Annotated in this window: 21 protein-coding genes; 6 read left to right on the top strand and 15 right to left on the bottom strand. The window is 52.9% G+C overall.

From position 1 onward, the window contains the following. The first annotated feature begins 37 nt into the window (after positions 1 to 37). The 3 genes from O4H49_RS12005 (at position 38) to O4H49_RS11995 (ending at position 2,959) form a co-directional block, all read left to right on the top strand. Positions 38 to 1,126: a hybrid-cluster NAD(P)-dependent oxidoreductase gene (locus O4H49_RS12005; RefSeq protein ID WP_269423660.1), complete on the top strand. Its 1,089-nt coding sequence runs from the start codon at positions 38 to 40 to the stop codon at positions 1,124 to 1,126. A gap of 186 nt (positions 1,127 to 1,312) precedes the next feature. Continuing rightward, positions 1,313 to 2,158, top strand: a complete 846-nt coding sequence (locus O4H49_RS12000; protein WP_269423659.1) for a fumarylacetoacetate hydrolase family protein — start codon at positions 1,313 to 1,315, stop codon at positions 2,156 to 2,158. 216 nt (positions 2,159 to 2,374) lie between these two features. Beyond that, a complete protein-coding gene (locus O4H49_RS11995; protein ID WP_269423658.1) occupies positions 2,375 to 2,959 on the top strand; it encodes a PAS domain-containing protein in 585 nt (194 codons plus the stop codon). Positions 2,960 to 3,026: 67 nt separating this feature from the next. Here the strand turns inward: O4H49_RS11995 and O4H49_RS11990 are convergent, their stop codons facing one another. From O4H49_RS11990 to O4H49_RS11970, 5 genes are read right to left on the bottom strand one after another with little or no spacing between them, the layout of a single operon-like run. Then, the gene (locus tag O4H49_RS11990) at positions 3,027 to 3,785 is read right to left on the bottom strand and encodes a FadR/GntR family transcriptional regulator (protein ID WP_269423657.1); all 759 of its coding nucleotides are present in this window, start codon (positions 3,783 to 3,785) and stop codon (positions 3,027 to 3,029) included. Further along, on the bottom strand, positions 3,754 to 4,707 hold the full coding sequence (locus tag O4H49_RS11985; protein ID WP_269423656.1) for an ABC transporter ATP-binding protein: 954 nt from the start codon (positions 4,705 to 4,707) through the stop codon (positions 3,754 to 3,756). Before O4H49_RS11985 ends, O4H49_RS11990 begins: the two co-directional genes overlap by 32 nt. Continuing rightward, complete coding sequence (locus O4H49_RS11980) at positions 4,704 to 6,587, bottom strand: dipeptide/oligopeptide/nickel ABC transporter permease/ATP-binding protein (protein WP_269423655.1); 1,884 nt, start codon at positions 6,585 to 6,587, stop codon at positions 4,704 to 4,706. Before O4H49_RS11980 ends, O4H49_RS11985 begins: the two co-directional genes overlap by 4 nt. Beyond that, positions 6,584 to 7,531 carry an ABC transporter permease gene (locus O4H49_RS11975; protein ID WP_269423654.1) on the bottom strand — a complete coding sequence of 316 codons (948 nt, stop codon included), beginning with the start codon at positions 7,529 to 7,531 and terminating at the stop codon, positions 6,584 to 6,586. The genes O4H49_RS11980 and O4H49_RS11975 overlap by 4 nt, the downstream gene beginning before the upstream one ends. Positions 7,532 to 7,586: 55 nt before the next feature. After that, complete coding sequence (locus O4H49_RS11970) at positions 7,587 to 9,164, bottom strand: ABC transporter substrate-binding protein (protein WP_269423653.1); 1,578 nt, start codon at positions 9,162 to 9,164, stop codon at positions 7,587 to 7,589. 88 nt (positions 9,165 to 9,252) lie between these two features. On the opposite strand from O4H49_RS11970, the gene O4H49_RS11965 reads away from it, so the two are divergent. Next, complete coding sequence (locus tag O4H49_RS11965) at positions 9,253 to 9,915, top strand: DUF1028 domain-containing protein (protein WP_269423651.1); 663 nt, start codon at positions 9,253 to 9,255, stop codon at positions 9,913 to 9,915. Positions 9,916 to 10,031: 116 nt separating this feature from the next. On the opposite strand, the gene queF is transcribed toward O4H49_RS11965, so the two are convergent. The 4 genes from queF to queC all read right to left on the bottom strand — a co-directional run bounded on the left by queF (position 10,032) and on the right by queC (position 12,435). Beyond that, the gene (gene queF / locus O4H49_RS11960) at positions 10,032 to 10,499 is read right to left on the bottom strand and encodes a preQ(1) synthase (protein ID WP_269423650.1); all 468 of its coding nucleotides are present in this window, start codon (positions 10,497 to 10,499) and stop codon (positions 10,032 to 10,034) included. A 75-nt stretch (positions 10,500 to 10,574) separates the two neighbouring features. Beyond that, on the bottom strand, positions 10,575 to 11,363 hold the full coding sequence (gene queE, locus O4H49_RS11955; RefSeq protein WP_269423649.1) for a 7-carboxy-7-deazaguanine synthase QueE: 789 nt from the start codon (positions 11,361 to 11,363) through the stop codon (positions 10,575 to 10,577). Next, the gene (locus O4H49_RS11950; protein ID WP_269423648.1) at positions 11,360 to 11,716 is read right to left on the bottom strand and encodes a 6-pyruvoyl trahydropterin synthase family protein; all 357 of its coding nucleotides are present in this window, start codon (positions 11,714 to 11,716) and stop codon (positions 11,360 to 11,362) included. Before O4H49_RS11950 ends, queE begins: the two co-directional genes overlap by 4 nt. Further along, a complete protein-coding gene (gene queC, locus O4H49_RS11945) occupies positions 11,716 to 12,435 on the bottom strand; it encodes a 7-cyano-7-deazaguanine synthase QueC (RefSeq protein WP_269423647.1) in 720 nt (239 codons plus the stop codon). The genes O4H49_RS11950 and queC overlap by 1 nt, the downstream gene beginning before the upstream one ends. A 286-nt stretch (positions 12,436 to 12,721) precedes the next feature. Here queC and O4H49_RS11940 point away from each other — a divergent pair, with 286 nt between their 5' ends. After that, complete coding sequence (locus O4H49_RS11940) at positions 12,722 to 14,173, top strand: NAD-dependent succinate-semialdehyde dehydrogenase (protein WP_269423646.1); 1,452 nt, start codon at positions 12,722 to 12,724, stop codon at positions 14,171 to 14,173. A 90-nt stretch (positions 14,174 to 14,263) separates the two neighbouring features. Here O4H49_RS11940 and O4H49_RS11935 read toward each other — a convergent pair whose 3' ends face one another. The 5 genes from O4H49_RS11935 to O4H49_RS11915 all read right to left on the bottom strand — a co-directional run bounded on the left by O4H49_RS11935 (position 14,264) and on the right by O4H49_RS11915 (position 18,778). Further along, on the bottom strand, positions 14,264 to 15,055 hold the full coding sequence (locus O4H49_RS11935) for a hypothetical protein (RefSeq protein ID WP_269423645.1): 792 nt from the start codon (positions 15,053 to 15,055) through the stop codon (positions 14,264 to 14,266). Then, positions 15,052 to 16,077 (bottom strand): esterase/lipase family protein, encoded by a 1,026-nt coding sequence (locus O4H49_RS11930; RefSeq protein ID WP_269423644.1) that lies wholly within the window; start codon positions 16,075 to 16,077, stop codon positions 15,052 to 15,054. The genes O4H49_RS11935 and O4H49_RS11930 overlap by 4 nt, the downstream gene beginning before the upstream one ends. A gap of 42 nt (positions 16,078 to 16,119) precedes the next feature. Next, entirely contained in the window at positions 16,120 to 16,740 is a 621-nt protein-coding gene (locus tag O4H49_RS11925; protein ID WP_269423643.1) for a TetR/AcrR family transcriptional regulator, read from the bottom strand. Between the two features lie 160 nt (positions 16,741 to 16,900). Further along, entirely contained in the window at positions 16,901 to 17,815 is a 915-nt protein-coding gene (locus O4H49_RS11920) for a pseudouridine-5'-phosphate glycosidase (protein WP_419715223.1), read from the bottom strand. Between the two features lie 24 nt (positions 17,816 to 17,839). After that, the gene (locus tag O4H49_RS11915; protein ID WP_269423641.1) at positions 17,840 to 18,778 is read right to left on the bottom strand and encodes a carbohydrate kinase family protein; all 939 of its coding nucleotides are present in this window, start codon (positions 18,776 to 18,778) and stop codon (positions 17,840 to 17,842) included. Positions 18,779 to 19,028: 250 nt separating this feature from the next. Between O4H49_RS11915 and O4H49_RS11910 the strand changes: the two genes are divergently transcribed. Then, the gene (locus tag O4H49_RS11910; RefSeq protein ID WP_269423640.1) at positions 19,029 to 19,487 is read left to right on the top strand and encodes a hypothetical protein; all 459 of its coding nucleotides are present in this window, start codon (positions 19,029 to 19,031) and stop codon (positions 19,485 to 19,487) included. 101 nt (positions 19,488 to 19,588) lie between these two features. Here O4H49_RS11910 and O4H49_RS11905 read toward each other — a convergent pair whose 3' ends face one another. Beyond that, positions 19,589 to 20,581 (bottom strand): MDR family oxidoreductase, encoded by a 993-nt coding sequence (locus O4H49_RS11905; RefSeq protein ID WP_269423639.1) that lies wholly within the window; start codon positions 20,579 to 20,581, stop codon positions 19,589 to 19,591. Between the last annotated feature and the right edge of the window lie 29 nt (positions 20,582 to 20,610).

Here is a 20,610-nt window from a genome sequence, read left to right as displayed (position 1 = left end):
AGCCCATAAGGGCCACGACGATTTGGGAATTGAGATAATGGCTGTCAAACAGGTAATCAGAGATTTAAACACAACCACGCCCTGGGATAGCCATTCCCAGAGGCTGGAATGTGTGATGATCCTCCAGGACACACACGATGTTAAAACCTTCTGTTTTCAGACAACGGACAACAGCTGGTTCCGCTATCTTCCCGGTCAGTTCATCACCATTGAACTGGAAATTGAAGGCAAGCCGGTTCTGCGAACCTATACACTATCCTCCAGCCCCTCCCGGCCGCTCTCGATCTCCATCACGGTAAAAGCGACCGAAGGTGGCTTTGTCTCTAACTGGCTGCACCAGAACCTCAAAGAAGGTGATCAGATCAAGGCTTACGGTCCTGCCGGGATTTTTACCCTGCACGATCACATGGCCGAGAAGTATCTTTTCATCTCCGGCGGTGCTGGTATCACGCCAACCCTTTCCATGACCCGCTGGCTGTTTGATTATGGACTGCACACGGATGTTCATTTCATTCATTGCGCCCGTACGCCCTCGGATATTATTGCCCGCCGGGAACTGGAAAGCATGAGTGCCCGTCTCAACGACATCAAGGTTGCCTTTGCCTGCGAGAAACCAGATCCCTACGGGGCCTGGACCGGCTATACCGGACGGGTAAACCAGCTGATGCTCGAGCTGATCTCTCCCGACTATCAGGAACGGGAAATCTTTTGCTGTGGCCCTGCCCCCTTCATGCAGGCTGTCAGGGATATTCTCAATGCTGCCGGCTTTGATATGGATCGCTATCATGAAGAAAGTTTTGATTCGCCGATTAAAGAAGAATCAGACCGTCCCGATCATGATGATGTGATCATTGATGCTGAAGCTGCCTCCCGCGTCAGTTTCACCCGTTCAAAGAAAGAAACTCCCTGCCAGGAGTCCGACACTATTCTGACAGCTGCCAAAAAAACCGGCTTGCATATCCCCAGCGCCTGCCAGTTCGGGGTGTGTGGCACCTGTAAAGTCAAGAAGGTCTCTGGTGACATCCACATGGTTCACAACGGGGGGATTACCCAGGACCAGATTGACGACGGTTATATCCTTGCCTGTTGTTCCAATCCACTGGGCGAAGTAGTCATCGATTTCTGATTCGAATATTCCTGCCCCGCTGACGTTCTGTTGGCGGGGCAGGGCAGCTTATCCCTTCGGTCACAAGTGATTTGTCGTGGCAATCCTGTAATGTCATGGCAAGCTCACGCCATAACCATCAAAGCTGCCTGAAATAATGGCAGCAGGCCATTTGGTCTGGAAGCACCACTTCACAGGGAGGGGAAAATGAAACTTCTGCGCTACGGCCCCATGGGGCAGGAAAAACCCGGGCTTGTCGGCCCGGATGGAGAAATACGGGACCTGTCAGGATTGATCTCTGACATCTCCGGGGCAAATCTTGATGACCAGACGCTCGACATGCTTCGAACCAAAGATCCCAAAAACCTGCCCCTGGTTGATGGTGCTCCCAGGATCGGTGCCTGCGTCAACAATGTCAGCAAAGTGATCTGTATCGGCCTGAACTACCATGACCATGCGGCTGAAGTCGGTGCGCAGCCGACCCCTGAGCCCCGTATATTCATGAAGGCTTCCTCTGCCATCTGTGGACCAAACGACAATGTAGAAATTCCCCGGGGCTCAAGCCAGACCGATTGGGAAGTCGAGTTGACAATTGTAGTCGGGAAAAAAGCCAAATATATCACCGAGGCCGACGCCATAGACCATATCGCAGGCTACTGTCTGGCCAATGATGTCTCCGAGCGCGACTTCCAGATACGGCGTTCTGGCCAGTGGGTCAAAGGCAAGAGCCATGACACCTTCTGCCCCCTTGGTCCCTGGCTTGTCACCCGGGATGAAGTACCGGATCCCCACAATCTTGACATCTGGCTCGCGGTAGATGGTGTCCGGCGGCAGAACAGTAACACCCGTAACCTGGTCCACTCCGTGCCAGTTATCGTCAGCCACCTCAGCCATTTCATGACCCTGTTACCTGGGGACATTATTCTGACAGGCACCCCGGCAGGTGTGGGCATGGGATTAAAACCCGATCCGCTTTTCCTCAAGCCAGGGATGACAATGGAGCTGGGAATCGAAGGCCTGGGGCAACAGAGCCAGATCACCGTCTCCGCCTGATCTTCTTGCAGGCCAGAAATATAAAACAGGTTATACTCCGCAGAGCTCTTGCCTTATGCAATCAAGGGAAGTAAACAGCAGTGTTTCAAAGAAAAATCGGACTGATATGGTCCGATTTTTACTAACTGTTCACATATCTCGGTTCTGATGCCGACAACAAAAGATTTTACTGCCCATAATTCAGGACCGCAAAATCAAAACAACAATTTGGTCGGCATGTTAAAGCTGCAGAAACTGCATCAATACTGGCACACGCAAAAGTCAGGAAAACTGTTTCCTTCCCGCAAGGACATTGATCCACTGGATTTCTGGTATGCACTGGGAGATGTTTCCCTGATTGATGTCGAGACTGAAGCCGGAAAAACGGAGCAATTCAGGATAAGACTGCTTGGCTCGAACATTCAGGCACGGATCGGGCAATCACTGACCCGGAAGTATTTACAGGAATTCCCCGAAACCGGCTCACTTAACAAAATGCTTTTGGCCTATCGGCAGGTCCTGAACAGCTGCGAGCCCGTAGCCTATCCCTCGTTTTTCCTCGACAGTCAGCAACAGCTACCGTTTATCTGCTGTATCTGGCCACTTTCCAGCAATGGCATCGACATCGACATGCTGCTCTGTTGCCGGGAACGGATTTGGGACGACGAGATCGAACACATCAACACCAAAGACGCCGGGCAATTCCGGATATGGCCTTACCAGGACTGGGCCGGGCACCCGCTTCTAAGCGCGCTGCATTCCCCGCAACTCTCCCTCGAGGAAAACCAGGGTGATCTGACAACAGACAGACCAGCCTGCTAGTCAACAGATCCGGAAAAGGGTCAACACAGTTCGTTCCACAGCCGCTCAACGTTGGCCCGGGATCGCATCAGATAAACCGCTTTTGTATTTCCGCCTCTTGTAATGACATCAGCGTCTGCGCCGTTGTCATGTGATCAGCCATAATCTGGTAGGCTTCGCCCGACAAGCCTTCGCGAAGGGCCTTGATCAGCTGGACCTGATAATCACGCCCTCTTTGCCATAATTCCACGTTTGGCGGATTATAAAGCTTTCGATAGACGGTCAGGTCAGCCAACATATTCGTCATGAAATCAATCAGGAAACCAAGCAATTTGTTCTTGGATTGTTTGGCAAGCAAGGCGTGGAACTGCAAAGACGCAATATGTTGTTCTCGCTCTTCATCGGCGGATGAAGCAGGCTTTGGATAACGCGCAACAATACTTTCCAGCTTGATCAGAACTTCGTCAGGTAATTTTCCCGCAAGCGAAGCCGCCAATTGCGGTTCCAGCGTACATCGCAGCTCATAAATGTCGGCGATTGTCAGGTCTTTGAAGTAGAAATAATTTCCAAGCAACGCCCGGGCCCGTTGGGTCGACACTTCATGAACAAAGCTGCCTCCCCCCGGCCCTGTGCGGGTACGGACAAGCCCTTGAGCCTCCAGTATCCGCATGGCTTCGCGAATAGTGCTTTTGGCCATACCAAATTGCTCGATCATTTCCGGCTCACTGGGCAGGCGATCACCCGCCTTCAGCCCTTTATCCACCACCCAGTTCTTAATGGCTTCTGCAACACGCACCGGGCGGCTCAACCGTGGCTCATCCTCGGATCGGGTTGTGACAAGCGGCAAAGTGGCCTTCTCCCATTTCCATTAGCGCCGGATCAATCGTTTCACAAATCTCAGTAGCATATATACACCGCTTGGCAAACGGACAACCCGACGGAGGGTTAAGCGGGTCCGGTAGTTCATCCCCCTTTTGTTTTGGTGCTTCCAATGGCCGCCCGACAACGGGAGCGCTATTTGCCAGCAACTTGGTATAAGGATGTTTGGCCTGTTTAAAAATCGCATCGGCCGGGCCTACTTCGACAATGGTCCCGAAATAAAGCACCATCACCCGGTCACTCACCGCCTCTACAACTGCCAGATCATGACTGATAAACAAATAGGTCAATCCAAATTTCAGCTTCAGATCAGCCAGCAGGTTGAGTACCTGTGCCTGTACTGAAACATCAAGAGCTGAAACAGGTTCATCCAGAATCAAAATACGTGCCGCTGCTGCCAAGGCGCGTGCAATACCGATCCGTTGTGCTTGGCCACCAGAAAATTCATGCGGATAGCGCGACAGGAACTCTTCGCGCAAATTCACCGAAGCAAATATTTCGCTGATCCGCTTGTCCCTCTCTGCCTTGCCCATACCGTGTAACCGCTTCAGCGGTGTTTCCATGATCTGGCGGATGGTTTTACGCGGGTTAAGGCTCGAAATCGGGTCCTGAAAGACATACTGGATCATTTGGCCAAATTCACGTGGAGAGGCTTTGTCCTGTACTTTTCCCTCAATCTTGATTTCACCTTCAGTGGACGGCAACAATCCCACCAGCATCCGTGCCAAAGTCGATTTACCGCAACCGCTTTCGCCCACTATGCCCAATGTTTCGCCATCGCGAACCTCAAAACTCATACGGCGTACCGCCTTCACTCCCAATCCACGACTGAACAAGGTCTTACCAACTTCAAAGGTTTTGGTGAGATCTTTGACTTCGAGCGCATTCATAATGTCACCTCGATTTGATCTGCATTGACGGGAAACAGGCAACGCACAGCACGCTCCCCCTTAGGTTCCAGCATAATCCCGCCTTGTCTGCACACCTCCTGGGCAAATTCACAACGGGCGGCAAAGGCGCACCCCTGAGGCAATTGATCCACCGCTGGCGGCAAACCGGCAATGGCGTGCAATTCGCGTTTACCACCGCCCAGTTCTGGTACACAGGCCATCAGCCTTTTGGTGTACGGATGCTGCGGATCATCCAATATCGCTGCTGTCGGGCCCTCTTCCACAATCTGGCCTGCATACATCACCGCAACGCGGTCACATAATTGCGCGACCACGCCAAAATCATGGGTGATAAAGACAATTGCCAGATCACGCTCCCGGCGGAGATCATTCAGCAGTGATAAAATTTGTGCCTGTACCGTTACATCCAGTGCTGTTGTCGGCTCATCAGCAATAATGACATCCGGCTCATTCGCCAATGCCATCGCTATGGATACACGTTGACGCATCCCCCCGGACATTTCGTGGGGATAGTTCTTCACCCGTTGCGCTGCATTGGGGATACGAACAGCTTCCAACAGTTCAACCGCCCGTGCCTGCGCATCTTTCTGCGGCACACTGCGGTGCGCCTGCATTGCCTCAATCAATTGATCACCCACCGTATAAAGCGGGTGTAAGGTCGATAAGGGATCCTGAAAAATATAGGCGACACGATCACCGCGCAAAGATCGCAATTCATTATAGGACGCCCCCACCAGATCCTTGCCCTGAAAGCTGACCGTGCCACCGACAATTTTACCCGGCGGCGAGGCTACAAGACCCATCACCGAGAGGGCGGTGACAGATTTTCCTGATCCGGATTCTCCAATAATACCAAGGCACTCACCCTTGTTTACTTTTAGAGAGACCCCGCCAACCGCTTTATAAACACGCTCCCCCACATGAAATTCCGTGCGCAGTTCCTGCAAAGACAACAAATCCTTGTCTGGGGTCGGCGGTACCTCTTTGCGTTCCACAATCGTGGCAGGCAATGGCCGGGACAAAGCACCGGATTTCAATCTGGGATCAATAGCATCGCGTACCCCATCTCCCAGAAGATTGATCGACATGACGATTAAAAAAATCATGATACCTGGCACCACAGAAGTATGCGGAAAGGTGATCAAGGCGGCCCGTGCTTCACCAAGCATAGACCCCAGGTCCGCCTGTGGTGGTTGCGAGCCAAGCCCAAGGAACGAAAGCCCGGCCGTTTCCAGAATCATCCAGCCGATCGTGGTCGACATGGCAATCACGATCACTGGCAGAACATTCGGCAAAATCTCGGAAAAGATAATTTGCCCATTGCTCATGCCGTTCAACCTTGCAGCATCGACAAATTCTTTATTGGCCAAACCCACCGTTACACCCCGTATATTGCGGGCAAAAAACGGTACATTGACAGCGGCGACGGCAATGAGTGCATTGTTCAGCCCCGGCCCAAGCGCAGCCACGATCGCCAGTGCCAGCAAAATATAGGGAAATGCCATCAGCATATCGACCAGGCGCATGATGATGTTGTCCGTGCGCCCGCCCAAAAAACCCGCAACAATGCCGATACTGGAGCCAATCACAGTTGCGATCAGTGCAGCTGCAACCCCCACTGCCAACGACAGGCGGGTTCCCGACAATAACCGCGACAGCAGATCGCGTCCCAAATGGTCGGTCCCCAGAAGATGTCCTTCTGAAAACGGGGACATAAAGCGGTCAGCCGTGGCGGTAATATTGGGGTCTGGCAGCGGCAAGACCGGTGTTATCAGGGCGATCAGCAGGATCAGGACAAGCATTCCCGCGCCAAGTCCTGCCAGGCGATTCCGGAATAACAGATTCAGGAACTGGATCATGATTTGATCCTTGGATCGAGCAGAGATTGCACCACATCAACCACAATATTGAACAGGACATAGCAGGCCGCGACAAACACCACCCCCCCTTGCACCAGCAGGATGTCGCGTTTTAAAATCGCATCCACCAGCATCCGGCCAATGCCAGGCCACTGGAAGACCATTTCGATATAGACGGCACCGGACAAAACGAACCCGGCCTGGATGCCAAGGACCGGAATGATGTTCACCATAGCTGAACTCAGCGCATGGCCCAAAATCACCTTGCGTTCTTTTACGCCTTTGGCCCGCGCGGTCCGGATATAATCTTGCCGCAGCACCTCCAACATGGCAGAGCGCGACATCCGCGCGACAACACCTGTGGCGACGGCTGCCAGCGCCAGCGCCGGCATAATCAAATGCCTGAGCAAGTCAAGAATATCCCCGCCGCCATAAATGGCATACATACCCGACACCGGAAACCAGCGCAGGCGCACGGCAAATACCAGAATCATCACCATCCCCAAAAAGAATGATGGAATGGAAATACCGATCAAAACCGTGAAGGTGATGGCTTTGTCCGCCCAGCCATACTGGCGTGCAGCAGAAACAACCCCGGCCAGAATGCCAAAGACCGCGCACAAGACAAAACTGCTCCCCGCCAGAACAAGCGTGGCATGAAACCGCTCTATAATTTCGTGGAGAACAGGCCGGTTGAGCGAATAGGATCTGCCCAGATCACCCGTAAACAGATTTCCCAGCCAAATAAAATAACGCTGAAATAACGGTGCATCCAATCCAAGATCACGGTTGATTTTTGCCACGTTTTCCGGCGTTGCATAGGCCCCCAGGATCGCGGTTGCCGGGTCACCCGGTATCATTGCCATGATCAAAAAAACAATCAGCGTAATACCGAACAAAACTGGAATGGCCGAAATCAGTCTTTTCAGAATATAGGCAGCCATTCTTTCCTCCCCGAGAAAACGAACTGGCGGGCACCCCACCCGCCAGTTCGATCATTTAATTCTTGGTCACATTCTGCAAGTGAAGCAAGAAGGAGGGTTCAAGATCAAAGCTTTTCACCCGGTCATTGGTCACTGCATTTTGCTTCCAGTTGGCCACAAAAACCCAGGGTGCATCTTCTTGAACAATGCTCTGCATCTCGCGATAGAGCTTTGCCCGTTCATCCTGGCTGGTTGATGTACGCGCCTGCTCAAGCAGTTCATCAACTTTTACATTGGAATAATACCCGGAGTTAAACCCGCCCTTTTCAGGCCAGGCATCTGTGCGTAGTGCCAGATAGGGGAGCGTATCCGGATCATTTGTCATCCAGGCCATTTCGGCCAGATCGGCTTTGCCTTCAAGTCCGGGGTTCACTTCACCCAAGAAGGTGTTCCACTCATAGGTTTCAATTTTCACATCAAGACCCACGGCGGCGAGATCTGCCTGAATAGCTGTTCCCATGGATACCGGATCAAGCATCCCTGATCCGCCTTCTGTGACAAAGAATGTCAGCTCGGCACCTTCCACACCCGCTTCAGCCAAAAGCGCTTTGGCTTTCTCCGGATCATAGGGATAGGGCGCCAGTTCTTTATTGTATGCCCAGGCAAATGCGGGGGGCGTCGGCCCGGCAGCCACAGCCGCAGTGCCTTCCAGCACATCATTCACCAGTGCTTCTTTATTGATCGCATAGTTCGCTGCCTGACGTACACGCTTGTCGGCAAAGGGGCCTTCCTTGGCGTTCAAAATCAAAAACCAGACGTGGGGTCCCGCCTGTTCTTTAATTGTGAATTCATCACTCTGAAACTGGGACAAAGCCGTTGGCGGCACTTCCACCATCATATCGATTCCCCCGGCCAGCATTTCCGCTACACGGGTGTTGGCATCAGTGATCGGACGAAACACCACGGCGTTCACCCCTGCGGCTTCCCCCCAATACTCATCGTTACGGTCCACAACCACACGCTCGTTAGATATCCATTCAACAAATTTGAACGGCCCTGTGCCTGTTGGGTGACGCCCAACATCTTCGCCATGTTCTTTCACCGCTTCTGGAGACACCAGCAAACCTGTCGGATACGCCAGATTTGACAGGAACGGCGCATAAGGCTCGTTCAAGCTGAACTTTACAGTCAGCGCATCAACGGCAGTGGTTTTTTGCACGGCAGAAAAGAAAAACGCCAGCGGGAACGGGCCCGTCTTGTGATAGGGATGATCCTCATTCAACATCCGGTCAAAGTTAAACTTCACCGCTTCTGCGTTAAATGGTGCGCCATCATGGAAACTGATACCTTCGCGCAGTCTAAAAGTGTATTCGGTACCATCTTCGCTGATTTCCCAGCTTTCAGCCAATGCCGGGGCCACTTCCAATGTACCGGGCTTATAGCGCACCAGGCCTTCATAGATATTCACCAGAATTCGGAAATCATTCACCGCGGTGACCGCCGCCGGATCCAGTGATTTTGGTTCTGCAATTTGACCAACCACCAGCACATCTGCTGGCGTTTGTGCATGGGTGCTCGAGAGTGTGGAAAACAGCCCCAACACTGTCATGGAAACCGCGACAAATGCGCGGCACGTTGTTTTTATGATTTGCATGCTGACCTCCCTTTAGGATCAAGCTGTATTTATCATGATAAATTGCAATCGTCAATTTATCATGATAAATAGATCGCAAGGAGCAATAATGACATATTCAATTCTAGTGTTCGATCCCGAGACCAGACAACTTGGCGCTGCGGCAGCAACCGGTTCACTCTGTGTGGGTGGATGGGTCTTGCGCGGGCGCGTCAATGTGGGCCTTTCTGCCAGTCAGGGTGCTGCCCCCAGCACTTTTTGGGGGGAAGAGACATTGAATCTCTTGCAAGGCGGCACAGCTGTCGAGGCCGCCGTCAAAACACTCACAGATGCCGATAAGGGGCGCGATTCCCGACAGCTGGCGGCCCTTGATTCGCAGGGGAATGCTGCGGCCTTTACCGGCAGGAAAAACACCCCGATTGCCTCTGCCGTACTATTCGAGAATGGCATCATCTCCGGTAATCTTCTGGCGAGCAAAGCCGTTCTTTCGGTTGCAATAAACGCCTACCAAAAATGCGTAGGGCCGATGGGCGAACGCCTGTTGGCCGCGCTCAATGCTGCACAAGAATCCGGGGGCGACAAACGTGGACTTTTATCCGCTGCTATGCTGGTCCTGTCGGCAGATGAAGCGCCCACCAACTTACGTATTGATTACAGCCAGAGCCCTTTGTTGGACCTGGCTTCCCTTTACCACCGCGCAATGTCTGGCGAATATCGGGATTGGCATCTGACCGTCCCCACGCTGAACAACAGGGAAGCCGGCCTTGAGTGAGCGGGAACAATTGGGGGAGCGAACCTTCCTCACTATTCTCTTAACAGAATAATTCATAAGGCGCATGACAAAGGGCCCTGCCAATGCAGAGCCCTTATTTATCCATCCAGGAAATCCTAACCACGTCCCCGATACGGCGGGACACCCTGTTCTGGGATCCATACACCCGCTGGGGCAGGCCCGCTTTGATAAAAGACATCAATCGGAATACCTCCGCGAGGATACCAATACCCCCCGATCCGCAGCCATTGTGGTTTCAAAAACTCTTCGAGCTTCTTGCCAATGGAAACCGTGCAATCCTCATGGAACGCCCCATGGTTACGGAAAGATCCCAGGAAAAGTTTCAGGGATTTACTTTCAACCAGCCAGTCCCCCGGTACGTAATCAATCATCAGATGAGCAAAATCCGGCTGCCCGGTAATCGGGCAAAGGGATGTAAATTCCGGCGCGGTAAAGCGAACCAGATACCCCGTGCCCTGTTGGGGATTGCGCACCCGCTCAAGCACAGCTTCTTCAGGCGAGGTTGGCAGTTTGCTCTCACCACCCAGTTGGGTGAGGTTGGCATAGATATTTTCTTCGTTCATTTTAATCTCAACTCCAAAAGCAGGCGTTTACCTGTCGAGAACTCTTCTTTAACGAAACAGGAACGCGCGGAAGCCTTAAACGCCGCGTTCGTTGCCCCAGATCAGCACATGTAACTGAGGCAGTACGGTTGCTTCGAACCACTGATCTTCGACCACTTTGTCAACCAGCCAGCGCATCCGCTCAAGAATGCCTTTCATGTCAACACCCGGAGCTTCTTCATCAACTGTTCCCGGCGTGTGGTTCCCTGGCTGCAGGAAAACAGGCAGCTGCGGATAGCGTCTGCTGACCTCCTTTGCATAGGCATAGTCAAGGTCATCGAAGACAACAATCTTGAGCGCAGTGTCTGTATCAGGGCCAGCCGCAGCGACGCAACTCCCCAGAATATCCCAGTCCGTTTCCATCTCCGAAGACGGCGGTTTTGGGCTCAGCGTCAGATTATCAAGTTTTGCAAACCAGTCTTTGGCCACACTGCCCTGGGTCTCCAGAGCAAATCGATATCCCTGCTCATGGCCCATATCAATCAGCCCGCCCAGCGGCTGGATCGCCGGATTTCCACCTGAAAGGGAAACCAGTAACGGCTTGTTACCCGACAACTTGATCACTTCCGCCATGATCGCTTCTGGCGAAAGCGGCTTCCACAGATCACGGAAGCTCGAATCAACAGCATAAAGCGTATCGCACCAGCTGCAGCGATAGTCGCATCCCCCCGTACGAACAAAAACCGTTGGCTGACCGATAACGGCACCCTCGCCCTGAATCGTCGGGCCAAATATTTCACTGACCCGGATCGTTCCTGCGTTCGGGCGTTCCGAAGCAGAAAGTCTCATCTCGGATGAGTTATCGTTGGAACAACGGCTGATCATGGCCGGTACTCGGCCCAGGTCTTCGGGGTTTCACTGACCCTCATGGCCGTCACTTCCGGCCAATGCGCCCGCGCCCAGTCAAACAGATGTTTTGCCAGCCGCTCTGCCGTAACCAGATCATCTCCAAGCACCTCGTTGAGATGCCGATGGTCCAGCTCATCATCGATATATTGCTTCAGGATTCCCAGTTCCAGATAATCCCGGACAAAACCGGCCTGATTCAACGTGGCTCCTGAAAGCTCGATCTCGACGATATAGTTATGCCCGTGCAGCCGCGAACAGGGATGTCCTGCGGGCACGCCAAAAAGCTGATGTGATGCAGAAAAGGCAAATTGTTTGGAAATCCGGTACATTAATCAGACTCCCCCGCACGTGAGGTCGCTTCGCGGGCAACAGCTTCCTGCCAATAGTCCGGGTCCTGATACACCGTTGGATCCTTAACCCCGGCCAGATGAAAGGCCTCGCGTCGCTCAACACAGGTACCACAGCGCCCACAGTGCTGTTCATAGCCTTTATAACAGGACCAGGTGTCGGCAAAGGGAACCCCCAACCGGGCGCCTTCCGCAGCGATGTCGCTTTTCGGAATATGAACAAACGGGGTATAGAGCTTCACCGAAGCATAGCCCTCAAGGGCATGCCGTTGCATCTCTTCGAAAGAATCGATAAAGGTCGGGCGGCAATCGGGATAGATAAAATGGTCACCACCATGAACCGCAGCTGCAACAGCATCAGCCCCTTCGGCAGCAGCGGCCCCAAAAGCAATGGCCAACATAATGGCATTGCGGTTCGGCACCACCGTCACACGCATGTTTTCTTCGGCATAGTGCCCGTCCGGGACATCCAGATCATCGGTCAGGGCAGAACCTGACAACAGGGCGCCAACATTGGCAATATCAATGATGTTATGTGGAACACCCAGGCGCTCAGCGCAGCGGCGGGCATAATCGAGTTCTTTCTTGTGGCGTTGGCCATAATCGAAAGAAATCAGGCGCGTCAACTCAGCCTCCGCAGCAACCTTGTGCGCAAGCGTGACCGAGTCCAAGCCACCTGAACAGATGACGAGTGTTTTCATACATTCCAATCCTTGTTTTTCTACCGGGTAGGCTGCGACCGGGGAACCTGACAGTGCGCTGATGGCTCCAGTTTTTCGTAAAAGCGCGGCACTGGTATACCGCAAGAGCGCAAAAAAGCAAAGGCTTCAAGCCCTGACAGAGGGGAAACCCACCCCTGCGGCTGTTGCAAGGGGGCGGATATTCCCCTCCGGGCTGTCAGAAAACAGGGGAATAGCCGTTGTCCAACGCATAATGCTGTGTCTATGATGCTCCTCATTTTTACTAAATCCTGTTCGCGAGGCCGCTATGAAACTGAAAGACCCGTCATTACTGCGAGACAAATGCTACATTGATGGCAGCTGGATTTCGGCTGACAGCGGTGAAATCTTTCCCGTTACCAATCCGGCAAACGGCGAAACCATTGCGTCGGTTCCCCGCATGGGTGAAGCAGAAACACATCGCGCCATTGAGGCAGCCCAGGCTGCTTTCTCCAGCTGGAAAGACCGCACAGCAAAAGAACGCGCCAATATCGTGCGGAAGTGGTATGAACTGATCATGGCCAATCAGGATGATCTGGCTCTTCTGATGACCATGGAGCAGGGAAAGCCTCTCGCCGAAGCCAAAGGCGAAGTGGCGTATGGCGCGTCCTTTGTCGAGTGGTTTGCCGAAGAATGTAAACGGGTCTACGGCGATACCATCCCCGAACATCTCCCCGGCCGACGTCTGGTTGTGACCAAGGAACCCATTGGCGTTGTCGCGGCAATTACGCCCTGGAACTTCCCCATTGCCATGATCACCCGCAAATGTGCCCCCGCGATTGCCGCTGGTTGCACTGTGGTCGTCAAGCCAGCGGAAGACACTCCACTTTGCGCCTTCGCGCTGGCTGAACTGGCGCACCGCGCCGGAATCCCCAAAGGGGTTCTGAATATCGTCACCGGTGTTGCCAAGCAGATTGGCAAAGCCATGACTGAAAGCACGCTGGTCCGGAAGCTGACCTTCACCGGCTCAACCCCGATCGGCAAGCTGCTCATGAAACAGTGCGCAGATACCGTCAAGAAGACCTCGATGGAACTGGGGGGCAATGCACCCTTTATCGTCTTTGATGATGCTGATCTCGACGCCGCCGTCGAAGGCGCCATGCTCAGCAAGTTCCGGAATGCTGGTCAGACCTGTGTCTGTGCCAACCGTATCCTGGTTCAAGAAGGTGTCTACGACGCTTTTGCCGAGAAACTGACCAAACGCGTTTCCGAACTGAAAGTGGCACCCGGCACCACCGAAGGCTCCCAGCAGGGCCCCTTGATCAACACCGCTGCAGCAACCAAGGTCAGCGAATTGATCAATGACGCCGTGGGCAAAGGCGCCAAAACAGTTATCGGCGGCAAACCACATGACCTCGGTGGAAACTTCTTTGCACCGACAGTTATCACCGGTGTCACCGATGACATGCGCATCTTCAGCGAAGAAATTTTCGGCCCTGTTGCGCCGCTCTACAAATTCAAGACCGAAGAGGAAGCCGTCAGGATGGCCAACGACACCCCCTTTGGCCTGGCTTCCTATTTCTACAGCCGGGACATTGGACGTGTGTGGCGTGTATCGCGCGCACTTGAATATGGTATCGTTGGAATTAACGAAGGGATCATTTCCAACGAAGTCGCCCCCTTTGGCGGCGTCAAGGAAAGTGGCGTCGGCCGTGAAGGCTCCAAATACGGCATGGAAGATTTCCTCGAAATCAAATACCTCTGCATGGGCGGGATTTAGCCCCCAGACCTGAAGACAAAGGGAGCCTCAAACGGGCTCCCTTTTTTCTGCGACAATCTCTGCCGCAACAATCAAGGCTATAACACTGGCTTAGCTTGCCTGCTTTTTCGGGCAATTGCCCAACATACCCGCCACCATAAGAACAGCCAGCGCCGCAGCCAGATGTTTCAGGCTGTGCCCGCTGATCAGCGAGCCAAAAGATGCAAAGATTTCTGCATCAAAATATTCCAGGATTTTCGCCAGGACATACCAGAAATACATCCAGACAAGATATTTTCCTTTTGTGTGCCTGCCTGCCGGATAAAGCCAACAGATCAGGGGAATCGCCAACATTGGATAGAACTGCACCAGAAAATATGGCCTGAGATCTCCACCCCCGGTCAGTTCGGTCACATACCAGTACCCAAGTGCCGCAATCCCCAGCAGCAAAAAACCTGCGAGAGCGTTCTTTCGGACAAAGGCCGGATTAATTCTGTCACCAAGGATCACAGCAAACAGCGACATAAAAGCCAGTATCATGGGCAAACGGTCCCAAAACAACCGCGTGTTATCCGGGGCAGAATGGTAATAGGCTGACCCCGGAGCAATCAGGATAATCGCAAGAAAAAAGCACATAAATGCGTTGCGCAAATCAGGGGCTAAAGCCAGTCCGCTTTTTCCTGCTCTGGAAGTTTTGAATAGCCCCCAGAAACCAGCAACAACAAACCCCAGGTTGGATGTGACATCTCCAAAATTGAGAAGTCCCAGGCAGCTGCGTGTATCAGCAAAAAGGTGATAGAGGGGATCCTGAGGGATCGGCGGGATCATGAGCATTCCGACAGAAGCCCCCAGAAGACTGAGAACCAATAACCCGGCCCGATAGTTTTTCAGTCCGCCGTTCATCTCAGGCGATCACTTTCATCCCTGTAACCCGGTAACTGCCCTGAATATTCCGGAGTGCTTTCGAACTGTCCCGGTTCGAGTTGTCCCTGCTCGAACTGTCCCTGGCGGATATAATTAAACGTGGCGGAAATAATCGCCTGCTGCCTGCAGATGATGGAATGCAATCCCGGCATGACGATAAAATCAACACAGTTGGTCAAGCGGGCTTCCTCGACAGATACGATGCCGTCGTCATCTCCTGGCAATAGGGGATTGTACCCCTTACCGTCCGAGAGGCCACCGGCGATCACGGCGACATCACAGTCAGGAATGGGAATTTGACTGACCACCTGCGGCACCAGTTCCTGACCTGACTTGCCATAGATCAGTCGATAATAGGAATGATCCCGCATCCATTGTGCGATTGCCGATCCCTGATTCGGCGGGGCAATCATTACGACCCTTCCCAGCTTTAAATCCAGACCCCATTCTTTGGCACGCGCCAGCAGATACCGCACCACAAGCCCGCCCATGCTATGGGTTACGAATGATACCCGTTCTATATCAGGGCGGCGTCCCAGCAATCTTGCCAGCTGCTGCGCATGTTCGACGATAAATGCCCGGGTAGAGGGATAGGTAATTGCCGCCACTTCATAACCGAGAGCCTCGAAAGGTTTCCGCATATGGTCAAAGGTATCACCAGAACGGGTGATACCGTGCACCATGACGATGAGATGTTTTTCTCCTGTCCCCGAAAGGTGAGGTTGAAGAATTTTTTGCTCTTTACGAATTGCTCCAAAAGCCTGTTCGCAGTTCTCATAGCTGCCCCAGGCCAGACGCTCGTCATCCGGATTCAGCAAGCGGCAGTGCCCGCTGTAGAGATTGGATTGTATACGCCATCCTGCAAAAACGAATTCATCCAGCCAGAACTGCTTCCCCCCCAGAGTCGGCATCTGGATATTCAGCGGCAGACCCTTTTCGGCCCGCAAGAGCTTTGCAGCCAGACTCATCCCCTGTCGCAACCTGTTTTCCAGTTTCTCCATCTAGAGGGCCCTTTCCCTAAGACCATAAATACGCTGCGAATATTACGAATGTCGGTTGGGCTGATGCGGGTGCTCCAGCCCTCGGATAAAATTCTTCACCAGAAGACGGGACATTTCTTCCATGGATACCCGGGAAACGATGCCTAGTTTCCCTGCATACGCCAGAGAGCTGATCCCATGCAGACTGGCCCAAAGTGTTGCAGACACCAATCGCTGTTCACGCTTGGGTGTTTCGCTAAAAAGCGGTTCGAGACACTCGTCAATACACAAAAGAAGTCTCTCAATTTTATCCTGATACCACCCCGGAAGTTCCTGTTCCCGGGGCAGACTATGTTCGAACAAAGCCTGCCAGAGTGTGCTGTTGTTGCTGACAAATCCCAGATAGCTCTCCACCAGGGCATCAATATTTTCCTCAACCGTGCGCGTTGCAGATCTCTTGGGAAGCTCTCCATGCAAGGCGTCCAGTGTTTGCCCGTTCACCCTCAGCATCAAGTCATCAAAATTCTTGAAGACGTTATAGATCGTCCCCGGCGCATAACCGATCACATCGGCAATTTTGCGAATGGAAATCGCTCGATACCCCTGTTCGACAACAAGACTTTTTGCAGCATCTATCGTCATCTTGAACAACTCTTCATGACTGTGATCAACCCGCCGGGCCATGAAAACTCCAATCTGATAAGAACCAGGTATAAAATAATGAACACTGTTCAAAATTCAAGAAAAAAATCCCCCCGGACAAGATTTAAAAAATACTCGCCGGGGGGATCTTTCAAGATTGTATCGGGCTCATGCCTGTTTGGTCGAGATTAACAGCTTGTTATCAAGCTCCTGCACTTAACCCCTTGGCAATCCGGGCAGCAAGAACAGCATTGTTCTTCACCAATGCAATATTTGCCTCCAGACTGCGCCCCTCTGTCATCTCAACGATTTTCGAAAGTAGAAACGGCGTGACAGCCTTGCCCTTGATACCCTGTTGACCAGCAGCAGAAAGGGCGGACGCGATAACCCGGTCCATCTCTGCTGCTTCCATGGCAAATTCGGCCGGAATCGGATTGGCAATGACCGATCCGCTTGCATAACCAAGTTCACGCTGGACACGAATCATTGCAGCTATTGTCTGGGGGTCATCAGCCCGCAACGGTGCAGCAAGACCACTTTCCCGACAATAGAATGCCGGAAACTGGTCGGTTTGATAACCAACAACAGGCACGCCACGCGTTTCAAGATATTCGAGGGTTTTGGGAAGATCGAGAATCGACTTCGCACCGGCACAGATGACAGAAACCGGGGTTTTTGCCAGTTCGTCCAGGTCAGCAGAAATATCAAAATCATCTTCCGCACCGCGATGTACACCACCGATGCCACCTGTGGCAAAAACGGCAATCCCTGCCATAGCTGCACAAATCATCGTTGCGGCAACAGTCGTTGCCCCATCGCCCTTGCGTGCCACAATCATCGGCAGATCCCGACGACTTAGCTTTGCCACATCCCTGGCTTGCCCCAGACGTTCGAGAGCTGCGTCATCCAGTCCGATACAGATGCGTCCATCAAGAACAGCAATGGTTGCAGGCACCGCGCCTTCAGCCCGGATAATATTTTCAACTTCCCGTGCGGTTTCAACGTTCTGCGGATAAGGCATACCATGTGCAATGATTGTCGATTCAAGTGCCACAACAGCCTCTCCCGTAGCAAGTGCCTTGGCAACTTCAGGAGCGATATCAATATATTTTTTCAAATCAGAATTCATTATCTCACCAACTTATTTCAAGCCCGCGACAAAAGCATCAAGGTCCTTTTCATGCAAGCCCTCAAATGTCGCACCGTGTTTTTCCAGGGTCAAAGCCGCTGCCGCCACACCACGCTGAACGGCTTTGGCAAAGTCAAATCCTCTGGCAATCCCGTGTAGTGTTCCTGCAATCAGGGCGTCTCCTGCCCCGGTCACATCCACAACCTCGACTTTTCGGGCGGGGAAATGCTCCTGTATTCCTTTCTGGAACAGAAATGCCCCTTCCTTGCCAGCCGAAATCATCACCGCTCCAACACCCCTGGCAACCAGGGCTGCACCTGCGTTCTGGATATCGCCAACGTCACGGATGGTTACACCGCTCAATTCGGCAGCTTCGTCGCAGTTACAGAAAAGCAGCCCGAGACGATCCAGCAGATTGAGCAGCCGGGTTGACTTGGCAACGGATACCGCATCTGCCGTCAACAATCCGTGCCCCTGCTGCCAGTCCGCAAGGGATTCTAGTGTTTTTGCCGGAATATTTGTATCGACAAACCAGATTGGGAAAGAGGACAGGTCTCTGTGCAAGGGCTCCAGAAGATCGGGCGTTAATTCGTCATATATTGCCATATCGGCCAACCCGACAGCCAACTCTCCGTCCGGCTCCAATACAGCGGTATAGGTCGCTGTCGGGGCGTTCGCTGATCGGGGTAAAGCCAGTAGGTTGAGCCCACTGGCAGAAAGATGTCTGGCTATGGCATCGCCCGCAGGATCATCCCCCCAACGACTGGCCAGCCCAACCTTCCCCCCTAAACGGCAGAGGTTCATAGCCACATTATGTGCCACCCCTCCCGGAAACCGGGACACACTCACAGGATTGGAGGTCCCTCTGCGCACCGGGGCGCTGCACTGCGAGCGGACATCCCAATGGGCTGCACCAATACATAAGACAGGAGAATGATTATGGTCTTGCAAGGAATTTGTCTCTGATCTGGAAAGGAATATTTATAACGACACACAGCAATAGCGATTTATATGCCTTGAAGAAACAGCTTTTAATATCCTCGGGATTGATCGAAATCAATGAAACCGGAACCTCCCTGACTTAGCGTCCTCAGACGCATCATTGCGTCCGCGTTTCAATCCTGCCCTGTCTCATTGCTTGATGGGTCGGGTTGACGCAAAACATGCTCTGGCCTTTAACACTCTTAAACAGGAATAGTGGGTGCTGGTAACGACAACACCGAGACAAGACAGCAAAGGCGGCCTCTCACCCCGCTTTAGACTGCTGCGTCCGGTTCTCTCGTATCTCGCAGTTCTTTCCCTGTTGCTTCAGGCGCTTTTGCCGCTTGGACAAAGCTGGGCCTTGTCCATCCAGGAATTTGAAACAGATTTCAAAGACCGTTATGTCATCTGTACAGCTTCCGGATTAAAAATCATCTCTCTGGTAACAGGCGATGATGGTCAACCGTACGAAAACATCACGGACCTTTCTTGTCCGGCCTGTTCTCTGACTTCGGTAACACAGGCTCCTCAACCAGTCAGTGATCCCCTACCATGTCGGCAAATTATTGTCCGCTGTATTTCTGCACCTGATCACTCGACCCCGGCTTTCACTGTCCTTGCGCCTTTACCTCCGGTCAGAGGCCCGCCAAACTTCCCCTCTCCCGTTCATATATCCTGACAGATCAGGGGCACAGGACCACAATCCCGTTGCTCCTGATTTTTTATTGCCATTTTATGGCTGTGGAAAAATTCTTGCGTGATCAGGCACTCGTTTTCTGTTTACTTATTAACATCAACGACAATCCGCCCCTGAACCGCTCCCTTTAGGATCGCAGATCCAAGATCCGGTAAATCGCCAAGAGCGACTGTCTTGCTTATAGCTTCGAGTTTATCCATCGGCAAATCGGAAAGTATCCTTTTCCAGGCACGCTCCCGGTTGGCAAAGGGCTGCATCACGGAATCAATACCCAGCAAATTCACACCGCGCAGCAGAAAAGGAATGACCGTCGCTGGCAGAGCTGCCCCCCCTGCCAGCCCAACAGCTGCAACTGATGCTCCGTATTTCATCTGCCCGAGAACCCGTGCCAGCATTGCGCCGCCAACAGCATCGACACAGCCGGCCCAGTTTTCACTCTCAAGCGGTCGCTTCACAGTTTCATTCAGCTCCTCGCGCGCGACAATCCGGCTCGCCCCGAGGCTCCGGAGATAATCAGCTGTTTCCGGGCGCCCTGTGACAGCGGCAACAGAATAACCTCGCTTTGCCAGTATAGCTGTCGCAACCGACCCAACACCTCCTGCCGCACCGGTCACCAGGATCTCCCCCTGTTTTGGCGTCAGACCGTGATCTTCCAGGGCCATTACGGCCAACATTGCTGTAAAGCCTGCCGTTCCGACCGCCATCGCCTGACGGGTCGTCATTCCGGCAGGAAGCGGCACCAGCCAGTCCCCTTTGACTCTGGCCTTTTGAGCGTAGCCGCCCCACCAGGCCTCGCCGACACGCCAACCGGTCAGAACAACCTTGTCACCTGCTTTATAACGGGCATCATCCGATTGTTCGACTGTCCCTGCAAAATCAATTCCCGGCACATGAGGATAGGCGCGAACAAGACCACCGCCCCCGGTCAGACACAGACCATCCTTGTAATTTACCGTAGAATAGTCGACCGCAACAGTGACATCGCCCTCTTTGGGAAGCTGGCTGTCATCCAGTTGCTGCACGCCGGATGAAATGGCTCCATCTTCTGATTTTTCGACAATTAAGGCCTTAAACATGGCTGCTCCCAATTAATGATTTTGATATG

The sequence above is a fragment of the Kiloniella laminariae genome (assembly GCF_027214005.1).
Taxonomy (GTDB): Bacteria; Pseudomonadota; Alphaproteobacteria; order Kiloniellales; family Kiloniellaceae; genus Kiloniella; species Kiloniella laminariae_A.
The sequence above is the reverse complement of the archived record's forward strand: the minus strand, read 5'-3'. Positions and strand labels throughout refer to the sequence as shown.